The following is a 21,411-nucleotide window of genomic DNA, read 5'->3' as shown; positions in this document are numbered from 1 at the left end:
CGGAGACGTCATGTTTGATACGCTCATCACAGGCGCCACGATCATCAATGCCGATGGAGAAGCGCCCCGCAACGTCGCGATCCATGGCGGCAGGATCGCCGCCCTGGTCCAGCCCGGAGAATCCGCCGAGGCGCGCACCCTGATCGACGCCGCCGGCTGTTTCCTGTTGCCTGGGCTGATCGATGCGCATGCGCATCTCAGGGAACCGGGACTGACCCACAAGGAGGACTTTTCATCCGGCACGCATGCGGCCGCACTCGGCGGGGTGACGACCGTGCTCGACATGCCGACAGACGAGCCCTGGACGGCGACGGCGGATCAACTCGCCGACAAGATGGCGCTGACGACCGGAAAACTGAATGTCGATGTGGGTTTCCAGGCCGTGCTTACCAAGGATTTTGGCCTGATCGCCGCCGTGGCCGAAATGGCGCCGGTCTCGTTCGAGCTTTTCACCGCCGACGTCCCAAAGGATTTTCTGTTCCAGACGACGGATGCGGTGCTGCAAGCCCTGAAGGTGATGGTGCCTTTCGGCACGACAATCGGGGTGTCGCCCGGCGACCAATCGCTGCTCGAAGGCAGCATGGCACGTGACCATGACGGCCACATAGCGGCGTTCCTGAAGAGCAGGCCACCGGCGGCGGAGGCCAACGGCATTGCCCGCGCCGTGCTGGCAGCGACCGAGACCGGCGCCCGTATCCATGTGCGTCAGATCAATTCGGCGCTCGGCGTCGAGACGTGGCACCGCCTGCGGGATCTGGCCGATGCCAGCGTCGAGACAACGCCACAAAGCCTGTTTTTCACGGCGCACGACTATGAGACCCAGGGAGCCGCGCTGAAGGGCTCGCCACCGTTGCGATCGTCGGAAGATGTCCGACGCCTGCGCGAGGCCGTTGCCTCTGGCATGATCGATGTCATCGGCACAGACCATGCGCCGCACAGCCCACGGGAAAAGGCCGCCGCCTATCCCGCATTCGCCGATATTCCAGGTGGCATGCCAGGTTTGCAGACGCTGCTGCCCGTGATGCTGAAGCTGGCAGACGAAGGCCTGATCGGCATCTCCGATATCGTGCGGATGTGCGCGGCCAACCCCGCCGACCGTTTCGGGCTGGGCAAGCGCAAAGGCCGGCTCGCCGTCGGGTTCGACGCCGATATCCTGCTTCTCGACCCCAAGCGGACTTTCACCGTGCGCAACGCGGACCAGAAATCCAAAGCGAATTATACACCGTTCGACGGCTGGAGCGTGTCGGCAACTTTGCGGCAGGTATTTCTTCGAGGCGTGGAAATCGTCCGCCACGGCATTTTGACCCGGCCGGGGCAAGGCCAAGTGGCGCGGCGGGAAGGCTAAGGCAGCGACATGGGTATTATGGAAGGCAAGGTAGCAATCGTCACCGGCGGGAGCTCCGGCATCGGCCGGGCCATCGCGCGGCGCTATGCGCAGGAAGGCGCGCGGGTCGTCGTGGCCGATGTGCGCGAAGAGCCTATCGAAGGCGGAGAGCCGACCGCTCAGGCCATCCAATCGGCAAGCGGCGAGGCGATCTTCCTGTCCGTCGACATTTCGGACAACGGCGCGGTCGAAGATATGACGCAGCAGGCAATCGGCCATTTCGGTCGGCTCGACGTGCTGGTCAACAATGCAGCCATCTACACCTCGACGACTTTGACCCAGACCACGCTAGAACAGTGGGCGAAGGTCATGGCGGTCAACGTCACCGGCTTCTTCTACTGTTCGAAGCACGCGGTATTGCAGATGCTCAGGCAGGAGCCGGTGAACGGCGTGCGCGGCCGCATCGTCAACATATCCTCGCAGCACGGCATGGTGGCTTGCCCCGGCGACTTCCCCTATTCGGTGAGCAAGGGGGCCATCGTCCAGATGACGCGCCAGATCGCTCTCGACCACGCCGAAGACCTGATCGTCTGCAACGCCGTGGCGCCCGGCAAGATCATCACCGGCAAGCCGGGCGTCGCCAACGATCCCGACGCCCTCGACTATTCGCGCCGCCGCACGCCATGGCCGCGGCTCGGCCAGCCGAACGACGTCGCCGGCGCAGCCCTGTTCCTCGCTAGCGACCTGTCCACTTACATGACCGGCGTCAATCTGATGGTCGACGGCGGCTGGATGGCGGGTTGACCGGCCATCCAGCCTGCATATCGCGAACCGATAAGTCGTGCTCGATAACGGCTACTTGTTCGGTATCTCGTAGACCTTGCCGTGCCATGGCGCAGCGTCGATCTGGTCCAAGGCCATGACGTAGAGTTCCTTCTCGTCCGGCCCGAATGCGAAGTTCGGCATCGACGGGGACGGCACCGACAGCGTGCGAAGAAGCTTGGCGTCCTTATCGACGACGATGATCTTGCCGGGTGCGTCGAGCGAGCGCGGGCTCTGGCCGATATACATCTCGCCGGCGTTGTCCATCTTGATGCCGTCCGGCCAGATATGCGGCTGGTCCGGGAACAGGTCGTCCAGCCGCAGGAAGACGCGCCTGTTGCTCAGGCTATGGTCGGCGGCGACATCGAATTCGATGATGCGGTTGTCTTCCGTTTCGACCAGATAGAGGATCTTGCCGTCGTTCGACATGACCAGGCCGTTGGCGTTGTGCAGGTCGTCGGCGACTTTCGCCACGCTGCCGTCCTTGCCGATGTAGTAGGCCGATGCGTCGATCGCAGCGCCGCCCTTGCCCGAGCCGGTGAAATAGATTCCGCCATCCTTGTCCGGCGCGAAGTCGTTGGGGCCGCTGAACGGCTTGCCGTCCTTGTCCTTGTCGTAGGCATCGAGGGTCTTGCCATCGGCCGAAATGCGGCCGATCGAGTTGCTGTCGTAGCAGGTTACGACGAACTCGCCCTTGGCGGTCGGCAGGACCGCCGAGGGCCCGCAGCCGTCCATTTTCCAGAAGATTTCGTTCTTCTTGCCATCCCACACATCGACGGTGTTGCGCCCGTATTCGACGTAGAACAGCTTGTCCTGGTACCAGATCGGGCCTTCCGCGAACCAGGCGTCGTCGTTGATGACCTTGACGTCGGCGGCTTGCGCAGACGCCGTCAGGGCAAGAGCGATCGCGGTACCGAGCAGATGCAGTTTGGTCATGCCAGTCCACTCCTTCTGTTTGAAGTCGATCAGGGCTCCTGGTCGCCGATCTCAAGTCTCCGGCGCGCCACGTAGTCATCCAGTTCCTCACGGACCGCGGGGTCCAGGACGGGCTCTTCATATTCGGCCAGCGCCTGCTGCCAGAGCTGGGTCGCCCGTTCCAGTGCGTCATGGCCACCGGCTTCCTGCCAGGCGCCGTAGTTCTGCCAGTTCGACAGCATCGGTCGGTAGAAAGCGGTCTTGTAGCGCGCCATGGTGTGCTCGGAGCCGAAGAAATGGCCTCCGGTCGGCACCGACTTGATCGCCTCGAAGCCAAGGTCGTCCTCCTCGAAGGGCATCGGCCGCAGGAACTCCATCATGTTCTGCAGGATCTCGACATCGAGGATCAGCTTCTCGTAGGAGGCCGTCAGCCCGCCCTCGAGCCAGCCGGCGGCGTGATAGATCAGGTTCGCGCCGCCGAGCACCGCGCCCCAGGTCGCCATCTCGGTTTCGTAGGCGGCCTGCAGGTCGACGACGTTCGACGCATTCGCATTTGAGGTGCGGTACGGCAGATTGTAGCGGCGGGCCAACTGGCCAGCGACGACGTTGGCTTTGGCATTTTCGGGCGTGCCGAAGGCAGGCGCGCCGGAGCGCATGTCGACGTTCGAGGTGAAGGCGCCGTACATCACCGGCGTGCCGGGATTGATCAGTTGCGTCAGCGTCACGCCGAAGAGCGCTTCGGCATTCTGCTGCGCCAGGGCGGCGGCCAGCGTGACCGGGGTCATCGCGCCCATCAGCGTGAACGGCGTGATTGTCACCGGCTGGCCGTGCTCTGCCATGGCGATCAGCCCCTCCGCCATCGCCTCGTCGAACAGGCGCGGCGAATTCACGGAGATGATGGTTGTGACGCCCGGCGAAGACCTCATCTCCTCAACCGGAATGCCGCGCGTGATCGCCATCATGTTGATGCTGTCCATGGCGCGGCCACGTCCTATCGCGGAGGCGTGGAAGCCCAAATCGGAAAGCGTCAGGTTTGCGCGGTAGGTGTCGAGATGCCGGGAGTTTGCCGGCAATTCCATCGGCGCCACGACCTGGTTGCCGATGATGTGGATGGCATTGAAGTGGTGCGCGAGGCGGATGAAATTCTCGTAATCCGCGAGATTGCCTTGCCGCCGGCCGTTGATGCGATCGTGCACGTTGGGCGGGCCGGCAACGAGGCCGAACGCCAGCGAATTGCCACCGAGCCTGATCCTCTTCTCCGGATTGCGCGATGTGATCGTGAAGCTCGACGGCGCGCTCTTCAGCGCTTCGGTCACGATGCTCTCGTCGATGCGGATCGTGCTTTCCTCTCGGTCGACTATGGCTCCCGCGGCTTCGAAGATGCTCATCACCTTCTCGCCCGCCACCCGGATGCCGAGCTCGGAAAGTATCCGCATCGAGGTGCGATGCAGCTTGTCCATCTGCTCCTCGTCCAGCATCCGCATCGGCGCGTAAGGGTTCGTCACGCTCTGCCAGGGCAGTTGCGCGATCCCGCCGCCGCTGCGCCCCGCTGCTCTGGTGCGCCGTCCACCGCTTCGCCTGTCATGCGCTGTCATCGGCCTGTCCTCCTAGTAACCGCGTTTGGGATCGACGACATTGTTCAGCGGCTCGCCACGCCGGTAGCGGGCCAGATTGTCGGCGAACATGCGCACCGACTTCACATCCCAGCCGTCATAGACCGAAGAGCAATGCGGCGTGACGATCACGTTGTCGTAGCCCCATAGCGGGTGCGATTGCGGCAGCGGCTCTGTCGCAAAGACATCGAGCGCCGCGCCCTTGATCCGTCCGGCATCGAGCACCGCGAGAAGCGCCGCCTCGTCGACGACGAAGCCACGGGACACGTCGATCAGCACGACCGAAGGTTTCATCGCCGCGAAGGCTTCCTCGCCGACAAGGCCGCGGGTGCTGTCGAGCAGGGGCACGGCACACAGGATGAAATCGGCACGGCCCCAAAGTCTGGGCAGATCCGCTATGGCGTGCACTTCATCGATATTCTCAGTCGGCTTCGGATTCGCTCGCACCCCCAGCGTTGTCATGCCGAACGCCTTGGCACGGGCGGCAACCGCCTGCCCCGTCTTGCCGAGACCGAGGAGCAGCAGCGTCTTGCCCTGGATCGGCTCGACCTTGCCGCCGATCCAGTTGCCGGCCGCCTGTTCGCGTGCGAAGCCACGCAGGCCAAGCGAAAACGACAGCATCGCGCCAAAGACGTATTCCGCCATCATGTCGGCGGCAACGCCTGCCGAATTGGTGACCGTCACCCGCGCGGGATCCCACGGCCGCAGGTGATCAGTGCCGGAACCGCCAACAGAAACCCAGCGCACCGTCGGGTTCTCGACCACCGCCTTGCGTGGATAGAGTGAGCGCTGGCCAAACCTGATGCTGAAGATCACTTCGGCGCCGGTTTCCGAAATCAGGGCCGGAAGCGCCTCGTAACTTTCGCAGCCACGCACCGTGATGTCGGGATGCGTCTCGGCCAGCACGGCCAGCGGCCCGTCCAGCGAATCGGCACTGACGATGACGGTCGGGCGCGCCGACATCTCAGCCTCGCCTCGGGCCGGGAATGTGATCGGCAAGAGGCCCCAGCACATCCAGCAGGGCCTTGCCCTCCTGCACGGTTGCGTTCTCATGCGGCGCGCGCAGGTTGAGCCAGCGATGATCGCCGGAACGAACGGCGAGAGCCGCCTTCATGCCCTGGATCAGACCAGCATCCTGAACCGCCTTGCGAAACGCCTCGATGGCGATGTTGGCGGCCGTGACGTCTCGCCCCGCGCGCGCATTGTCGTAGAGCGCTCGGATCGCCTTCGCGTTGAGATTGACCGAGGCTGATATGCAGCCCGCCGCGCCGGCATCCAGCCCCTGGGTGAGCTGGACTTCGGAGCTTGGAAAAACCGAGATGTTCGGGACCGCGGCGATGATCGCGGCAGTGTTGTCCCAGTTTCCGCCGCTGTCCTTGTAGGCCACGACCGTGTCTGGAAAGGCTGCGTTGAGCCGGGCGGCCAGTGCCGGCGAGACCGGCACGCCGGAGTTCTGCGGGATGTGATAGAGGATCAGCTTCAGCTTCGGGTCGGCAACCCTGTCGATCAGTTCCGAATAGTAGCGCGCCTGTCCATTGTCGCCTGCCGCCGTGTAGAAGAACGAAGGCAGCACCATGACGCCGGCGCAGCCTACGTCCAGCGCATGTCTGCTAAGCTCGACCGTCTCGGGCAGCGCGGTCAGACCGGTTCCTGGCATCATCTTTTCCGCGGGGATACCAGCCTCGGCCAGCCACTCCAGCGCCTCCATGCGCTCGACCGGCGAGAGCGACAGCGCCTCGCCGGTCGTGCCGAAAGGCGAGAGATAATGCGCCCCTTGGGCGAGCACCCATTTCGCATGGCTTATCCACAGATCGCGGGCGATGCCGCCGTCTTTTTCGAAGGGCGTCAGGATCGGTGCAATGACGCCTTGTACGCTGTTCATCAGTGGATCCCCCTGGTCATCGTATCGTCGGCGGCTAGCTTCGCCACCGTGGCAACTGTCCTGATGAAATACGCTGTCGATGCGATGTCGAAGAAGATGTCAAAGCCCCCCTCGCCCCGCACCAGCACAGCCTCGACATGCGCGACCCGCGTCTGCGCGATCGCGTCGGCGGCGAAACGGTCGGGCCGCAAATCCAGCGCGCAAAGCCGCGCCATCACAGGTTCCGTCAGCGGCCCCGAGAGCCGCATCCAGCTCCAGCCCTCCTCCCGCCAGGACCAGTAGCCGCGCGCGCCATCGGCGGCCTGCCAGGCGTCGGTCAATTTTGCGACTGCGTTGCCGACACCATCGTCAACCGCCAGAAAATCCTCGGCCCCCAGACGCAGCAGCCGGATGCCGCCCAGCGTGGCAACGCCATTGACGGGCGGTAGAGCCAGGCCCTGCGCTGCCAGCCAGCCGGCGCTGCCAGGCCCCTTGATGCCGAAACGCGGCCGGGCCGTCAGATCGCTCAATGTCAGCCGGCCCTTCGGCAAGGCGGATTCCGCTGCCGAGCCGTCCGGCGACAAGGGAAATGTGCGCGATCCGGGAACGGTCATCGCTACAGCTCCTGCCGAACGTTCTGCGGATCGAAGAAGGCATGCCCAACCACCGGTGCCTCGACCAGCTCACCGTCGCGGCATTTCACCGTAATCCTGCTGCCGGGTGCCGCATCGTCGATATGGACATAAGCCAGCGCGATGTGATGGCCGAGCGTCGGCGAGAAACCGAGCGAGGTGACCTGCCCCACCAAGTTGCCGCCGCGCAGCACGAGGCAGGATTCGCCCGGCACATTGCGCAATCCTTCAAAGGAAAGGCCGACCAGCCGGCGCGATTCTCCGAGATTGGCGCGCATCTCGATCGATCGCTTGCCGACGAAGAACGGCTTCTTCTTCGAAACCGCCCAGCCGAATCCGAGCTCATCGGGCGTGGTCAGCGCATCCGTGTCCTGGCCGATCAGGATATGTCCCTTCTCCAGCCGCATGATGCGCGAGGCCTCCAGCCCGTATGGGCGCAAACTATAGGGTTTGCCCGCCGCGACCAGCGCATCCCATAGCGCGACGGCGTAGCTCGACGGGCAATGCAGCTCGAAACTGACTTCTCCGGTGAAGCCGATGCGCATGATGTGCACCGGAACGCCCGCCAGGCGACCCTGACGGCCATGTAGATAGGGAAAGGCGTCGCGCGCAAAATCGATGTCTCCCTCGAGCGCCTGCAACACGTCCCGCGCCTTGGGGCCTGTGACGTTGATGCCGGAAAACCCGGCCGTGACGTTGAGCACGTCGACCTTCAGTCGCCACTGCGCGTTCCAGAACAACATGTCGGCCTGCACCCGAGCGACCGCGCCGGTCGTCGCCGTCACGTAGAACTGGTCCTCCGCGAAGCGATAGGCGACGCCGTCGTCGATGACCGTGCCCATCTCGTTCAGCATCAGGCAGTAGCGGACGCGGCCGACCGGCTGATTGGCATGGGCCATGGTGTACATGCGATCGAGGAAGGCGCCGGCGTCCGGACCACGGATCTCCAGCTTGCCCAGCGTCGAGACGTCGAGCATGCCGACGCCGTCGCGAACGGCCGCGACCTCTTCGTGGATCAGGCGTTCGCTCCGGCTTTCCGGCCCGTAATAATAGGGTCGCCACCAGTTGCCGATCGGCTTCATGCGGGCTTCGAGCGCAAGATGCCGGGCATGCAGCGCGGTGCGACGCTCCAGCGGCTCATGATGACCTGCGAGCACGCCGAGCTTTTCCGGACCCGTCGGCGGCCGCGCCGTGGTCACGCCGACCTGGCCGACCTTGCGATCGGTGGCGTCGGCAACGATCCGCGCCGTGGCAAGGGCCGAATGCCTGCCCTGGCTCGGCCCCATGCCGACGGTGGAAAAGCGCTTCACGAGCTCGAGTTCGCGATAGCCTTCCTTTATCGCGTTCTGCAGATCCTTGACCTGCAAATCCTCGTCGAAATCGACGAAGTCGCGCCCTTTCTCGTGGCCAGTCAGCTTCTGCGCCCAGGCCACGGCTTCAGGTTCGAATTCACTTGAGGCATTGGGCAGATCGGAGTGTCCCAGCCCATGAAGCGCCTCGTGCGCTGCGCGACGGCCATCCGCCATGGCCGACGATAGTCCCGTCCTGCCGGCAACGGCGCCAGCCAGGTGGACGGCGCCGTCCGGCAGCGTCAGCGTCATGCGCGCGGTCGCTTCGTCGTAGCCGACCTTGGCGCCCGCATGACAGGGCACCTGCCACGCCGGCGCCGAGCCGGCGGCCATCACGACGAGGTCGCAGTCCATCCAGCGGCTTCCGACGCGGACCCGTCTGACATGCTTGTTGCCGCGGGTTCCGGCCGCTTCATCGATCTGGGCGCCCGTGATGATTTCCGCGCCCCTGGCCCGAAGCTCGCCAGCGCTGCTGCCTGCTCCCTGTCTCGGATCGACGACGGCCGCGAGTTCGACGCCTGCCTCGATCAAGTCGAACGCGGCATCATAGCCGTCGTCATTGCCTGCCAGCACGACGGCGCGGCGGCCGGGTTTCACCGCATAGTGCTGCATCAGCCTCTGCACGGCGCCGACGGTCATGATCCCCGGCAGGTCGTTGTTGCGGAACACCGCCGGCTGCTCGATGGCACCTGTTGCCAGGATCACCTCGTGAGCCCTGGTGCGGTAGAGCCGGTTGCCTTGGATCAGCGGCAGCCAGTTGTCCTCGTACCAGCCGTTGCAGACGGTGGCGGTCATGACGCGCAGATTGGCCAATCCCGCCGCGGCAGCCCTCAGGCTGGCGAGCACGCCCGGATCGCAGCGGCGATAGGTCAGTGAACCGCCGATTTCCGGGTTCTCGTCGCACTGGACAACGTCGGCGCCGGTTTGCGCGGCGGCGATCGCCGCCGCCAGGCCTGCCGGTCCGGCCCCAACGACCAGCAGGTCGCAGTGAAGATCGACCTTATCGAAGCTTAAATGCGGGGCGCGAGTATCGACGATCCCGAGCCCGGCCTTGCGCCGGATCATCGGCTCCCAGAAGCGAAGCCAGCTATCCTGCCTCGGCCCCATGAAGGTGCGATAGTAGAAGCCAACCGGCATGAACCGCCCAAGCCGATCCATGATGGCGTCGCGGTCATTTCGCAGCGAGCCGTTGACGTTCTGCGCCGTCACCGTCATGCCTTCCCAAATCGGCGTCAGGTCGGCGGGGACATTCGCCTCCGACGGAAGCTGCACCAAAGTGTTCGCTTCCGCGCCGGCCATGGTCATGATGCCGCGCGGTCGATGGTACTTAAATGAGCGGGAAAGCACCCACTGGTCCGAAGCGGCGAGCGCGCTTGCAATGCAATCGCCGGCAAAGCCCTCATAGGACTTGCCCTCGAAGGTAAAGCGCATCGGCTGCGTGCGATCAATGCGCGAGCCATAGGGTGCCGCAAGCCGGGTCATGCCTGATTGCCCTCGCCCGGCGCGTAGGTCCGGATGATCTCGTTGGTGACGACGTCGCGCTCCGCCAGGAAAAAGAAATTGCTCGGCACGTGCCGCCACCACTCGGTCACGACGCCCTTGCGATTGTCCGCGCGAAACAGATGTTTCGCCCAGTCGGCGTCGGCGGTCGCATCGGCATCGAGCGTCTGGCGCACCGGACCGAAAGACCGGAATTCGTCGATGTTGCGCAGGCCGTTCATGGGGCAATCAAGCTGCTTCATGGTCAATGGCTCGCCGCCGTCGCGCCCATTTCATTGAGCAGCCGGAAGGTCTCGAAGCGCTCCAGCGCGAAGGGCTTGAGCAGGTCTGGCGCCCGGCCCTTGGCGATGGTCTCGGCCATGCGTTTTCCGGCCACGGCCGTTGCCTTGAAGCCCCAGGTGCCCCATCCGCAGTCGAGCCAGAGATTGGCAAGCGGGCTGGCGCCCATGATCGGGCTGTAATCCGGCGTCATGTCGGTGATGCCCGCCCACTGCCGCAACAGCCGAACCCCTTGCAGGAAGGGGAAAAGATGCACGGCGCCCTCGGCCAGATGTTCCTTCATGCCCAGCGTCGAGCGAGTCGAATAGAGCTGGTACGGATCCGAACCACCGCCGATGACGACCTCGCCGCGCGAGGACTGCACAAGATAGGTGTGCAGCGATACCGACGAGACCAGCGTGTGCAGCCACGGCTTCAGCGGCTGCGTCACCATCGCCTGCAAAGGATAGCAGCGGATCGGCAGCTCCACCCCAGCCATCATCGCGACGTCGTAGTTCATGCCGCCAGCGGCGATGAGCACCGCGCCGCATGCGAGGCGCCCGCGGTTTGTCATCACCGCCCGGACATTGCCACTCTCGACCTCAAAGCCCTGGACCTCGGTGCGCTGGTGAATCTCCACACCGCGGCGCGAGGCCTGCGCCGCGTAGCCCCAGGCGACCGCGTCGTGGCGCGCTGTTCCGCCGTCGGCGTGCCACAGGCCGCCAAGAATCTCGAGCGCGTTGCCGCGATCCATATTCAGTTCCGGCACCAGCTTTTCGACTTCCTTTGCGTCGATGACTTCGGTGCGGGTTCCCATGTGCTTGCCCATCTCGGCGCGCAGATCGAAGGCGCGCAGCGTGGCCTCCGTATGGGCAAGCGTGAGCTGGCCGCGCTGCGAGAACATGACGTTGAAGTCGAGCTCCTGCGACATCGTCTCGAACAGCGAAACGCCTTCCTTGTAAAAGGCGATGCCTTCCTGGGTGATGTAGTTGGAGCGGATCGTCGTGGTGTTGCGCGCCGTGTTTCCGCCAGCCAGATAGCCCTTCTCGAGCACCGCGATGTCGGTGATGCCATGATATTTCGACAAATAGTGCGCGCACGCCAGGCCATGCCCGCCGCCGCCGACGATCACCACGTCATAGGACGGCTTGAGCTCGGGCGTCCGGGGAATGTCGCCGGTCACCGGATAATCGCGGCTGAACCCGTATTTGAGGAGCCTAAGCGGCATGGCCACCCAGACCGCCTGGAGGTTCGTAGATGAGCGCCGACAGGTCCGAGAACCGGCTTTCCGTGCCGGTCAGGCCGAGTATAGCATCGCGGATCGCGGCCGCCCTGGCTTCGCCCAGAACCGGCGCCGAGAACTCCATGTATTTGGCGACGATATCAGCCTCGCTGATGGGCGCTTCAGGACCGCCGCGTGCGTGGACGTCACCGGAATCCAGCAAGCGTCCGTCTGTCGTCTCGATCTGCACGTCAGCCCAGCGCCCTTCCGGGAAACGAGCGCTGTGCCTCGCCGATTCGCTGACCTCGACGCGCCCCAGCATCTCCCCAACCGCGCCGTCGCGCAGCCCCTGGCCCGAAATATGCTCCACCGCTATCCGACCGTACAGGATCATCGTGGCCACGGCGAAGGCCAAGCTGTATTGCGCCTTGGAAGTTGTGTCGGGCATGCCGTCGAACAACGTCGCCGCGTAGTGGAAGCTGTTGACGTTGACCCTGCCTATATCCTGCGGCCGCAGGCCATGCTGCAGGCATAGCGCCCGGGTCGCGTCGATCGCGGCGTGAGCCCAGCGGCAGATGGGATAGGGTTTGACGTATTGTAGCGGCATCTGCCAGAAATCGCCGAGATCGGCCCAATATCGGGCCACTTCCGGCGCCTCGACAGTGATGGCCGGAGCGCCGGAGAATCCGGCTTGCGCGAGTACCGCGGCCGACAGGCCGACCTGTGCGCCCATGCCGGAGCCGTCGTGCAGCATGGTCGGCGTCGCGATCTCACGCATCATCTGGCTGCGCGGCCCATGATATTCGGCAATGCCGAAGGCGTCGCGCAACTGGGTGTCGTTCAGCCGCAGCAGGCGGGCCGCGACAGCAGCGACGCCAAGGGAATTCCAGGCGCCCGAGGTGTGATAATCCGAAACAGTCGCGTGCAACGCGATGCCGGCGCGGCCCGCGACTTCGTAGCCGACCACGATCGCGGCGAGCGCTTCGATCCCGCTCAAATCTGGCTTCTCCTCTGCCAGCGCAAGCAGTGCTGGGATGACCGCAACCCCGATATGGCCCTTGGTTGGCGGATAGCCATCATGGCCGTCGAGATTGTCGGTCTGGGTCGCGGCGGCGAAGGCAGCACCCGCGATGCTGACCCGCCTGCCATCGAAGATCATCCTTGCGGCGTGCCGGTCCGTTCCGCAACCGTAGAGCAAAACGGCGGCATCCCGCGCAATGCGGCCGGCCTGCATCGGCCCGGCAGCTATGGCGATGCCCATCGTATCGAGGAACTGGAGTGAGGCCGCCTTCAGGACATCGGCTGGAAAGAAATTCTCCGGGGAGCGCAGCACGAACTCCGCGACACGCCCGAACACGGTGCAAGCAGGCTCGCCCCGTTCCAACCGCAGGTCCATGATGCCCACCTCTCGCCAACCGCGCGCTTCCAGATAACTACGAATAATTTGGTCTCGCGGGCCGATCACGTGATTAGTTTGGCGCCATGGTACAAAAAAAACGAGGGCAAGCGATTGCGAAACCCGTTCGCGACGGTCTAGTTTTCGGCTCGATCAGGAGCGATGCCATGAAGCCACCTCCGCCATTGAACTACATCCGCTCGTTCGAATGCTCGGCGCGACACCTGAGCTTCACCCTCGCCGCCAGCGAGCTTGGCTACACACAGGCAGCCGTCAGCAACCATGTCCGGGGGCTGGAGCATTATCTCGGCCGCCAGCTCTTCGTGCGCTATCCGCGCAGCCTGAAACTGACGGAGATGGGCGAAGCCTTCCTGCCCACCCTGCGCCAGGCGCTCGACCAGATCGACCACGCCACGGAGGCGATCGTCGCCTCGTCACGCAACCGGACTGTCGTCATCTCCTGCCCGATGAGCCTTGCCGAAAACTGGCTGGCCGGATGTATGGGCGCGTTCCGCCAGGTCCATCCCGAGATCGAGGTCGTTCTGCACGGCACGATCTGGGAGGACCTCAGCGAGCAGATCGCCGACATCACCATCTCGACCCGCCGCTTCGACGACTTGCCGCCGGGCGCCGTGCAACTGTGGAGCGACCAGCTTGCCATCCTTTGCGCGCCAAGCCTGCTGTCCGGCCCCAAGGCGCTGAAGGCGCCGAGCGATATACTCGGCGTCGACTGGATCTTCGTGCATGGACGCCAGGAATACTGGCAGTGCATGGGCGACGCGCTGCAGATCGACATTTCCGACTATGAGAAAGGCATCACCACGAATGCCTCCAACATCGCGCTGGAACTCGCGGCGATGGGCGCGGGCTGCGTCGCTACGCAATATTCGCTCGCCAGAACCTACATAGCTCGCGGTCTCTTGATCGAGCCCTTCCCGGTGCGCGCCGCCAGCCCGTGGACATACTACCTTTCGGAAAGCCAGCTCTCCAAAGGCAACGTCGTCAAGATCGTCAGAAACTGGACCCTGGAACAGGCCGCCCTGCATATGCGGGAGCGAGTTGTGTAAGGGAGTATAATGGGTCGGGCAATGCATCGGCCACCCACCCGCGACCCACACTCATAAACCCATGAAATGCCAAATAATTCCGGACATCACACCGAATTCCACACTGCCAATTATGCGACTTTTTGAGTACGGAGCGTGAACATGGCTTGGCGTCGGCTATGGCGCTACTGTGTGCGAACGCAGCCGCCCGCGCCAGCTTCGTAAGGCCTGCCTGCCGAGAAGTTCGAGGAATCCTGTGCTGAGGTTCGGATTCAGTCAGATTTTCAGTATCCGCCCTTGATAGGAATGGTGACCAAAGTGTGAATACAAATTTTGGTCAGTACGAGCTACCAATTTGCTACTGACCAATTTTTGTATATAATCTTCGGTCAGGAACGGAAATATGCCAGACCCGACATCGGACACGCTCGACCGCATTCATGACCGGATCGCCCAAGCGGCGCCCGCCGGCGTGTGGTCACGGGCCGACTTTCTCGACATCGGCACGCCGAACGCCGTCGAGAAGGCGCTGCAGCGGCTGACCCGGCGCGGCGATATCCGCCGACCCTATCGCGGTCTCTATGACAAGCCCAGCGTCAGCAAGCTGACCGGCAAGATGGTGTTTCCGCCTCGCGCCTCGTTCGTCGACGCCATTGCCCGGCGCGACAAGCTGCGCGTACTCGTCGACGGAATGACCGCCGCGAACGATCTCGGCCTGACGACGGCGGTTCCGGCGCGCTCGACGATCCATGCCGACACTTATCCCAGGATAATCGAGATCGAAGCGAACGCTGGTGATCCAAAGGGGACGATGCCGGTCATCTACAAGCTCGACTTCAAGCGCATCTCTGCCAAGACGGCGTTCTGGGCGGGGCGGCCGGCGATGCGGGTTGTTCAGGCGCTGGCGTGGTTTCGGGACGAGCGATCGAGCCTCGAGGCAGCCGTCAACGGCATCGTCCGCTACCTGTCACGCAATCCCGATCGAGACAGGATCGCCGAGGATCTGCGCGAAAATATTCATGCGGTCCCCGCTTGGATGTATCCGCTGGTCGAGACCATCACGCGCCGAATCGCCGAGGATCAAACCGCAAGCGCGCCGGCATCGGAACCGGCGAAAGGCGATCATGCAGCAGACGTTCATTGAGATCCTGCGCTCAAGCGTCGACGAACGCCGCGCGCTCTTCGAGGCGGCCGCAGCCCATTTGGGTACCCAGGCGGGCAATGTCGAAAAGGATCTCTACGTCTGCTGGGTGCTCGACTTCCTGTTCAACCGTCGCAGCGACGATCCGATCGGGCTCTATTTCAAGGGCGGCACCAGCCTGAGCAAGGCGTATGGGCTGATCCGACGCTTCTCCGAGGACATCGACATCGGCATCTACAAGGCCGATCTACATGTCCCGCTTGAGGGCGATATCGCCGCGCTCCCCTCGGTCAACCAGCAGCAGAAGGCGCTGGCCGAGAAGGTCGACGAGGCGGCGCGGCAGTACATCTCCGGGCCTCTCCAGGAGAGGCTCACAAAGGAGATCGCTTCTGTCGAGGAAGTGGCCGAGCGGCCGGGACATTTTTCGCTCGGCTTCGGGTTTGACCTTTACCGGAACAAGGATGCGCTCGACATTCTCGTGGTAGGCTACACGAGCGTGTTCGAGTCTGCGGGCAGCTACGTCCAGGCCGCCGTCCGCATCGAGGGCGGCGCGCGTCCCGATCCCGAGCCGACTGAGGCGCGGGAAATCACGCCCTACATCGCTTCGGAGATGCCGGAACCGGCGAACCTCACCGTTCGGGACGTGACCACCGTCAAGCCGGAGCGCACCTTCTGGGAGAAGGTCCTGATCCTGCATGCCATGACGGAGATGACGGAGAAGCGTCGGCAGGACGCCAATCCCGAACGACCCGTGCCCGACCTCAACCGGTACTCGCGTCACTACTACGACGTCCATCAGATATGGACACATCCCGACTACGGTCTCGCAACGGCATCGCTGCGCGAACTCGCCGAAGCCTGCCGACAGCACAAGGAGCTTATGTTCCGCGCACCCGATCATCGCTACGACCGCGCGGTGCCCGGCAGCTATCGCCTGGTTCCGACGGAAGACATGCGCGCCAAGCTCGCCGCGGACTACGACCGGATGTCGGCGATGATCTTCGGAACACCGCCCGCTTTTACCGACGTCATGGCGAGCATCGAGGCGCTTGATAACTACCTCAACGCCCGATCTGCGGAACCATCCAACAGGCTAATACTGAACTTACCTGAGGGTGGCCCGAAACAATGAGCACCAAAGTCATCATGTCCGTATCGGCTGGGCGGCGGCTCGGGCATGCCCAGGCCTGGCTTCGTGAGCGGGGAAAGGACGAAGAGGTTTTGATCGTCGGCGCCACGCTCGCTGCGGCGGGTGAACTCGCTCGCAATGCTGCGCGAACGAATGGTGTGGCATTCGGTTGGCATCGCCATAGCTGGGCGCAGTTCGTTCGCGCCCTGCCGGGCCTTTGCTCGCTCGGCATGAACTTGTTCCGATCACTCGAGTCTCAGTGGATGCGGTGGTCACCGGCTTGATTCATCGCCTTCGGGGGGAGGGCAAACTTGGTGTCTACTAATCCGTCGCGGGCACTCCCGGCTTTCACAGCTCCATCGTCGACATGCTCAGCGAGCTCCGCCTCGTCGGCGTTAACTCCGATGCTGTTTCAACGACCGCGCCAGACCTTGCTCCGATCGTTGGAGCCTACGAGGCTGAGCTCACTGAAAAGAGATATTGCGATCTCGCGCGATTGCTCGCACTCGCAGACGAAGCACTGCAAAAGCGCCTGCATCGTTTCGCAGGGATGCCCATTGCCCTGCTCGACGTTCCTCTGAGGAACAGGGGGGAGCTTCAGCTGATCAGTACGATCGCCAGCGCCGCGCCTGCGATGTTGGTCACAATACCGGCCAGCGACACTGAAAGCGCGGCCAAGCTACGCGATAGCTTGGGCGTACCTTACGACGACCTGGACGGCACGCCTGCGCAGGGGGAGAAGGCCTCAACTATTGTCAGGGCAGCTCCATATCGTCCGAACGAGCAGCGAGTGATCCGGGAATATCCCCCGCGAGCAGCTTTTCCTTCGACAGCAGCCCGGCGTCCTCGAGTGCCTCAAAATCCGGCAGGTTGCGTAGCGTGTCGAGGCCGAACTCGAGCAGGAATTCTTTGGTCGTGACATAGGTATAGGGCGCGCCTGGCGTCGGGCTGCGCGGGCCGGAAGCGATTAGGCCGGCGCCGCGCAGATGGCCGATCAGGTCGCGCGAAATCTCTTTCCCAAAAAACGACGACAGTTCTCCGCGCGTGATCGGCTGGAAATAGGCGATGCACATCAGCACCAGCACGTCCGACTGCGTGAGGTCCACGGCACGCCGACCACCGCCGACGGCTGTGCCAAAAGCACTGCGGATGGCATCGGCATAGGCCGGCCGCGTCAGGTGCTTCCAGCCGCCGGCGACGGCCACCAGATCGTAAGGGCGGCCACGCAGTTCTTCGCGAATGTCATCGATCAGCAGATCGATACTGCAGCTCTTGCCGACGACCCGGGCAAGCACCTCGCGCGTGACCGGTTCGCTCGCGGCGAAGATGGTCGCCTCGACACGGTGCATCCATTCGCGCCAGCGCGCCTCTGGCGGCAGATGATCTAGCTCCCGATCAAACAAATGGCCATTTGGCCGGCTGTCGTCTCCCGGTCCTCGCTTTCGTCGCCAAGTCGCACTCTCAGCCATGATTGTCAGAGTCCGTAGATACGGAAGGTCGGACGACCGGACAGTTCGCGCACCGCGCTGAGTTCGACCAAGCGGTCGAACAGCCGGCGCAGGCCGCGGTCGCTCATGCCAGCGATCTGTTCCGAAGCGACGACCGCGTCGTCGGACAACAGCCTTTCAATGACGAGGTCCGACGCTCGGGCGCGCAACTTCGGCGCGACCGCAAGCAGCCGGTCCGCGCGGCGCCCGAGTTCGGCGGACAAATCGATCGCGCGCAGTGCCGCACGTGCCTGTGCCGCTAGCAGACTTTTCGCAAGGTTGGCTTCATCTTCGGTGCCCGCCGCCGCAGTAGTTATAGAGCGGCGGGAGCGGCCTGGACTTGATGAGCCCAAGGCCACCTCCGCGCCCAGCAATGGCATCGCATGTGCCCAGCCCAACCGCTGCGCCAGCAGCCGGTCGACGAGCCAGCATCCGAAAGTGCGGCCGAAGCCATGTCGTTCGGCGGCCAGGAACGCGCCGGTCACCATGCCGACCATTCCGATGCTGGCGGAAAGCTGTCGAACCTCGTCTGCCAGGTCGCTGATCACCTCGTCGTCATGGGCGTGACCGAGATCTTCCAGCACTGCAGCGAGGTTTTTCTCCGTCAGAGGATCCTCGGCGGGACGGGCAGCCAGCCAACGCCAGGCCAACAGCATTCGGCCAGCGGGGCCGACGTCGTCTCCGGGCCGTGTGAGCAGAACGGCATCGCGCAGGGCCGCTTCATCCTCGACGCGGCCGGCCTGCTTTGCCGTTACCGCGGCCGCCGAAAGCGCCAGCCGCTGCCGCCAGGCGCCGGCCCATCGGTTCTGCTGGCGGACCACCGCATCGAGCGCGCCGATGGCGGCGCCTGCGGTGAGCGCGACCTCTTCAACATCTTTTCCCGCAAGGCTTTGCGCATCCGGGACGGCGCGGCGCAGCCAATGCGGCACGGCGGATACCGGGGCGGCAGTGATGCCGCTGGAGAGAGCGCTGGTGTGACGCAGGAGGGATTTGGGCCGCAGAATCATGGTTGGCAGGATGAATCGTGGCGGCGCTTTCTGCAAGCCTAAAAGCGTAGAAGCGCCGCGCCTGTCGTGGACAACAAACGAACGATAATGTTGCATTATCGCTCGTTTCGCAAAGCCGCTCAGAGATGGCCTCTCTGACCCCTTTTTTCACGGCAGACGGGCTCGTTTAGGCGTCAGATCGACGAGAAATCGCGTTCATTGAGAACGCGCATTTGTTCATTGCCAAACATTTTCTGGTGCGGCTGCTATCGCATCATGTCGCCAAGGGCAGCCTGCAGCGATGGCGATCGTTTCAATGTGGCCGCAATCCTGTCCCGCCAGCGCTTGCCGCGCGCCAGAGCGTCCTCGAGAGCCTCACGCAGGTCGTCCGGCCTATCGGTTGCGAGCACATCGACCAGGAATTCCGCCTGCAACCGGTCCTTAATGGATTTTAAGCTGTCCGGCCCATCGCGGCGGCGATCGGCAACGATGACCTTATGGATTGCGAAGCGTTCCGGTCGCGGAATTTGCACGAGCACGCCGTCGCGATAGGTAACGGCTGCCAGCATTGGCTCTGCCAGGAGATAGTTGAGATGATGCAAGGATTGGGCATGGACGCCAAGCGCCGGCGGTGGACGCAGTCCCTCCTCCTCGGCAAAAGACGGCGTCAGGAATTCGACGAGCGTCTCGTTGCGCGTTTGCTTCCAGCGCCAGGTCTTGCCGGGGTCCAGCGTCGGCGCCGGTTCGAATGAGAAATCCTTGAGAACCCGTTCAAGCGGCGCCGACACACTGTCCTTCAGGGCGATCGAGAGTCGCTCGAAGCTGGCGATATCGACGTCGTTCGTTTGAGCAGTCTGGTCAAGGGTGAAGCGAACGCCGAGCTCGCCCTCGTAGAGGCGGAAGGCCTGAGTTCCCACGACCGTCCCGCCGAGGCGGAAAACTCCGGCGGAAGCAAATGCATGCAGAAGGCTGCCGGTTGCTGCATCGACGCCAAGGAACCCTTCCGCACGTAGCAAGCGGACCCGCCGCGCGCGATTGCGTCGGCGATCGTCGCGGTCGTCGCGCAGCGCTTGGATGCGTTGCATCCGAAGGCGAAGTTCCTCGCTATCTTCCCCGATATAGGTCTTTTTGACGTCCGAACCGACGCGGTAGGTGTCGTACCAGTAGACGCGGCCGTTGCGGTCGATCCGCGTCGGCGTTCCGCGGATCTCGGCCACGACCTCGTCGCGCAGGGACGATAGCAGATCGTGGTAGGCCGAATGAGCGAGCGGTGAATGGCGTGTTATCATGATGCTCAACGAAATGGGTTATTGTTGAGCATACCGCATGTTCAACAAAAATGAAAGCTGTTGAACATCATCACCCCCCGCGATCTGTTTTTTCTGATTTTAGGGCATATTTTGGCGGTCGAAGATGACGTTCCAGCTAACCGTCCCTGACATGATATGTTGCGAATCGTAGTTGAGGATCCGCAATTGCCCGAACAAGATGACCTGCCTGATATCGTGGAGATCGTCCACGCGATGGCGCAAGATACCGCTGACGGGGCAAATGCGCGGTTGACGGCCGTCAGGAATGATCCCTCCCCTGCCCTATCGGAGTCAAATCTTTTGGACCGGCAGCGCTTACCCGGCCACCTCGAGCACCTCGCCGTTCGCGCGCGCGATTATGTCGAAGCCGCGAGTTCGGCCAACACGCGGCGCGCCTATGCGTCCGACTGGAAGCATTTTTCCAGCTGGTGCCGCCGACAAGGCGTCGAAATGTTTCCACCTGATCCGCAGGTGGTCGGCCTCTACATCACGGCTCAAGCCTCCGGCACGGCGACCGGGGACAAGAAGCCGAGCTCGGTGGCGACTATCGAGCGCCGGCTATCCTCGCTGACGTGGAATTTTGCCCAGCGCGGCCAGCCATTAGACAGAAAAGACCGGCATATCGCGACGGTGCTGGCCGGCATTCGCAACAGCCACGCAAAACCGCCTCTACAGAAGGAAGCCATTCTCCCGGAGGATCTTATTGCCATGCTGGAGACGCTCGACCGCGGCACGTTGCGTGGCCTGCGCGATCGCGCAATGCTGCTTGTCGGCTTCGCTGGCGGGCTCCGCCGTTCCGAGATCGTGGGCCTGGATGTCGGCCGCGACCAGACCGGGGACGGCCGCGGCTGGTTGGACGTCCTCGACAAAGGCATGCTGGTGATCTTGCGGGGGAAAACAGGCTGGCGCGAGGTGGAAGTCGGGCGCGGCTCGTCCGATGCCACCTGCCCGGTGGTGGCGTTGGAGACCTGGCTCAAGCTGGCGCGCATCGCACACGGTCCTATCTTTCGGCGCGTCACCTGCCAGGGCAAGGCAGTCGGCGCCGATCGGCTCAACGACCAGGAGGTAGCCCGGGTCGTTAAGCGGACGGCATTGGCGGCCGGTGTGCGGGGCGATCTGCCGGAGGGCGAACGGCCAAGGCTGTTTGCCGGCCATTCGCTACGCGCCGGTCTCGCCTCCTCGGCAGAGGTCGACGAGCGCCATGTGCAAAAGCAGCTCGGCCATGCTTCGGCAGAAATGACCCGCAAGTACCAGCGCCGCCGCGATCGGTTCCGAGTCAACCTAACCAAGGCATCAGGCCTCTAGGCAACCTCGAAAGAGGCGCTTCCCTCCCCTAGGGAACCAGCTCGGGATCAAGCGACGCAAGATGCTCCCCTCCCCTGCCGACTTAGGATCCGAACAGGTGCTGATCCCAATAGAC

General features: G+C 63.6%; 19 protein-coding genes. 7 read left to right on the top strand and 12 right to left on the bottom strand.

Annotated features, from left to right (window positions below; genetic code table 11):
• The first annotated feature begins 10 nt into the window (after positions 1-10).
• Both LB566_RS21665 and LB566_RS21660 read left to right on the top strand, forming a co-directional pair.
• A complete protein-coding gene (locus tag LB566_RS21665) occupies positions 11-1,345 on the top strand; it encodes a dihydroorotase (RefSeq protein WP_140551869.1) in 1,335 nt (444 codons plus the stop codon).
• Between the two features lie 9 nt (positions 1,346-1,354).
• Positions 1,355-2,128, top strand: coding sequence for an SDR family NAD(P)-dependent oxidoreductase (locus tag LB566_RS21660; protein WP_140551868.1), 774 nt, complete (start codon positions 1,355-1,357; stop codon positions 2,126-2,128).
• A gap of 51 nt (positions 2,129-2,179) precedes the next feature.
• Here LB566_RS21660 and LB566_RS21655 read toward each other — a convergent pair whose 3' ends face one another.
• From LB566_RS21655 to LB566_RS21615, 9 genes are read right to left on the bottom strand one after another with little or no spacing between them, the layout of a single operon-like run.
• A complete protein-coding gene (locus tag LB566_RS21655; RefSeq protein WP_140551867.1) occupies positions 2,180-3,082 on the bottom strand; it encodes an SMP-30/gluconolactonase/LRE family protein in 903 nt (300 codons plus the stop codon).
• Between the two features lie 29 nt (positions 3,083-3,111).
• The gene (locus LB566_RS21650) at positions 3,112-4,656 is read right to left on the bottom strand and encodes a trimethylamine methyltransferase family protein (RefSeq protein ID WP_140551866.1); all 1,545 of its coding nucleotides are present in this window, start codon (positions 4,654-4,656) and stop codon (positions 3,112-3,114) included.
• Positions 4,657-4,668: 12 nt separating this feature from the next.
• Positions 4,669-5,637 carry a D-2-hydroxyacid dehydrogenase gene (locus tag LB566_RS21645; RefSeq protein ID WP_140551865.1) on the bottom strand — a complete coding sequence of 323 codons (969 nt, stop codon included), beginning with the start codon at positions 5,635-5,637 and terminating at the stop codon, positions 4,669-4,671.
• A 1-nt stretch (position 5,638) separates the two neighbouring features.
• Entirely contained in the window at positions 5,639-6,556 is a 918-nt protein-coding gene (locus LB566_RS21640) for a dihydrodipicolinate synthase family protein (protein WP_140551864.1), read from the bottom strand.
• On the bottom strand, positions 6,556-7,149 hold the full coding sequence (locus LB566_RS21635; RefSeq protein WP_140551863.1) for a hypothetical protein: 594 nt from the start codon (positions 7,147-7,149) through the stop codon (positions 6,556-6,558). The genes LB566_RS21640 and LB566_RS21635 overlap by 1 nt, the downstream gene beginning before the upstream one ends.
• Before the next feature lie 2 nt (positions 7,150-7,151).
• Positions 7,152-9,998, bottom strand: a complete 2,847-nt coding sequence (locus LB566_RS21630; RefSeq protein WP_140551862.1) for a 2Fe-2S iron-sulfur cluster-binding protein — start codon at positions 9,996-9,998, stop codon at positions 7,152-7,154.
• Complete coding sequence (locus LB566_RS21625) at positions 9,995-10,258, bottom strand: sarcosine oxidase subunit delta (protein ID WP_140551861.1); 264 nt, start codon at positions 10,256-10,258, stop codon at positions 9,995-9,997. The genes LB566_RS21630 and LB566_RS21625 overlap by 4 nt, the downstream gene beginning before the upstream one ends.
• Before the next feature lie 2 nt (positions 10,259-10,260).
• On the bottom strand, positions 10,261-11,502 hold the full coding sequence (locus tag LB566_RS21620) for an FAD-dependent oxidoreductase (RefSeq protein WP_140551860.1): 1,242 nt from the start codon (positions 11,500-11,502) through the stop codon (positions 10,261-10,263).
• Positions 11,492-12,892: an MmgE/PrpD family protein gene (locus LB566_RS21615; RefSeq protein WP_140551859.1), complete on the bottom strand. Its 1,401-nt coding sequence runs from the start codon at positions 12,890-12,892 to the stop codon at positions 11,492-11,494. Before LB566_RS21615 ends, LB566_RS21620 begins: the two co-directional genes overlap by 11 nt.
• A gap of 167 nt (positions 12,893-13,059) precedes the next feature.
• Here LB566_RS21615 and LB566_RS21610 point away from each other — a divergent pair, with 167 nt between their 5' ends.
• From LB566_RS21610 to LB566_RS21595, 4 genes are all read left to right on the top strand, one after another.
• A complete protein-coding gene (locus tag LB566_RS21610) occupies positions 13,060-13,959 on the top strand; it encodes a LysR substrate-binding domain-containing protein (RefSeq protein ID WP_140551858.1) in 900 nt (299 codons plus the stop codon).
• Positions 13,960-14,341: 382 nt separating this feature from the next.
• Positions 14,342-15,082: a DUF6088 family protein gene (locus tag LB566_RS21605; protein ID WP_140551857.1), complete on the top strand. Its 741-nt coding sequence runs from the start codon at positions 14,342-14,344 to the stop codon at positions 15,080-15,082.
• Entirely contained in the window at positions 15,063-16,211 is a 1,149-nt protein-coding gene (locus tag LB566_RS21600) for a nucleotidyl transferase AbiEii/AbiGii toxin family protein (RefSeq protein WP_140551856.1), read from the top strand. Before LB566_RS21605 ends, LB566_RS21600 begins: the two co-directional genes overlap by 20 nt.
• Positions 16,208-16,492 carry a hypothetical protein gene (locus LB566_RS21595; RefSeq protein ID WP_140551855.1) on the top strand — a complete coding sequence of 95 codons (285 nt, stop codon included), beginning with the start codon at positions 16,208-16,210 and terminating at the stop codon, positions 16,490-16,492. The genes LB566_RS21600 and LB566_RS21595 overlap by 4 nt, the downstream gene beginning before the upstream one ends.
• Before the next feature lie 471 nt (positions 16,493-16,963).
• Here the strand turns inward: LB566_RS21595 and scpB are convergent, their stop codons facing one another.
• From scpB to LB566_RS21580, 3 genes are all read right to left on the bottom strand, one after another.
• Positions 16,964-17,677: an SMC-Scp complex subunit ScpB gene (gene scpB / locus LB566_RS21590; protein WP_181172530.1), complete on the bottom strand. Its 714-nt coding sequence runs from the start codon at positions 17,675-17,677 to the stop codon at positions 16,964-16,966.
• A 5-nt stretch (positions 17,678-17,682) separates the two neighbouring features.
• The gene (locus LB566_RS21585) at positions 17,683-18,702 is read right to left on the bottom strand and encodes a DUF1403 family protein (protein WP_140551982.1); all 1,020 of its coding nucleotides are present in this window, start codon (positions 18,700-18,702) and stop codon (positions 17,683-17,685) included.
• Positions 18,703-18,947: 245 nt separating this feature from the next.
• Complete coding sequence (locus LB566_RS21580; protein ID WP_224626851.1) at positions 18,948-19,898, bottom strand: GSU2403 family nucleotidyltransferase fold protein; 951 nt, start codon at positions 19,896-19,898, stop codon at positions 18,948-18,950.
• 306 nt (positions 19,899-20,204) lie between these two features.
• On the opposite strand from LB566_RS21580, the gene LB566_RS21575 reads away from it, so the two are divergent.
• Positions 20,205-21,296 carry a site-specific integrase gene (locus LB566_RS21575; RefSeq protein ID WP_224627026.1) on the top strand — a complete coding sequence of 364 codons (1,092 nt, stop codon included), beginning with the start codon at positions 20,205-20,207 and terminating at the stop codon, positions 21,294-21,296.
• The last annotated feature ends 115 nt before the right edge of the window (positions 21,297-21,411 follow it).

This window comes from Mesorhizobium sp. CA13, assembly GCF_020165235.1.
Lineage (GTDB): Bacteria > Pseudomonadota > Alphaproteobacteria > Rhizobiales > Rhizobiaceae > Mesorhizobium.
Note: the sequence above shows the minus strand (reverse complement) of the source record. Positions and strands in the feature narration are given on the sequence as shown.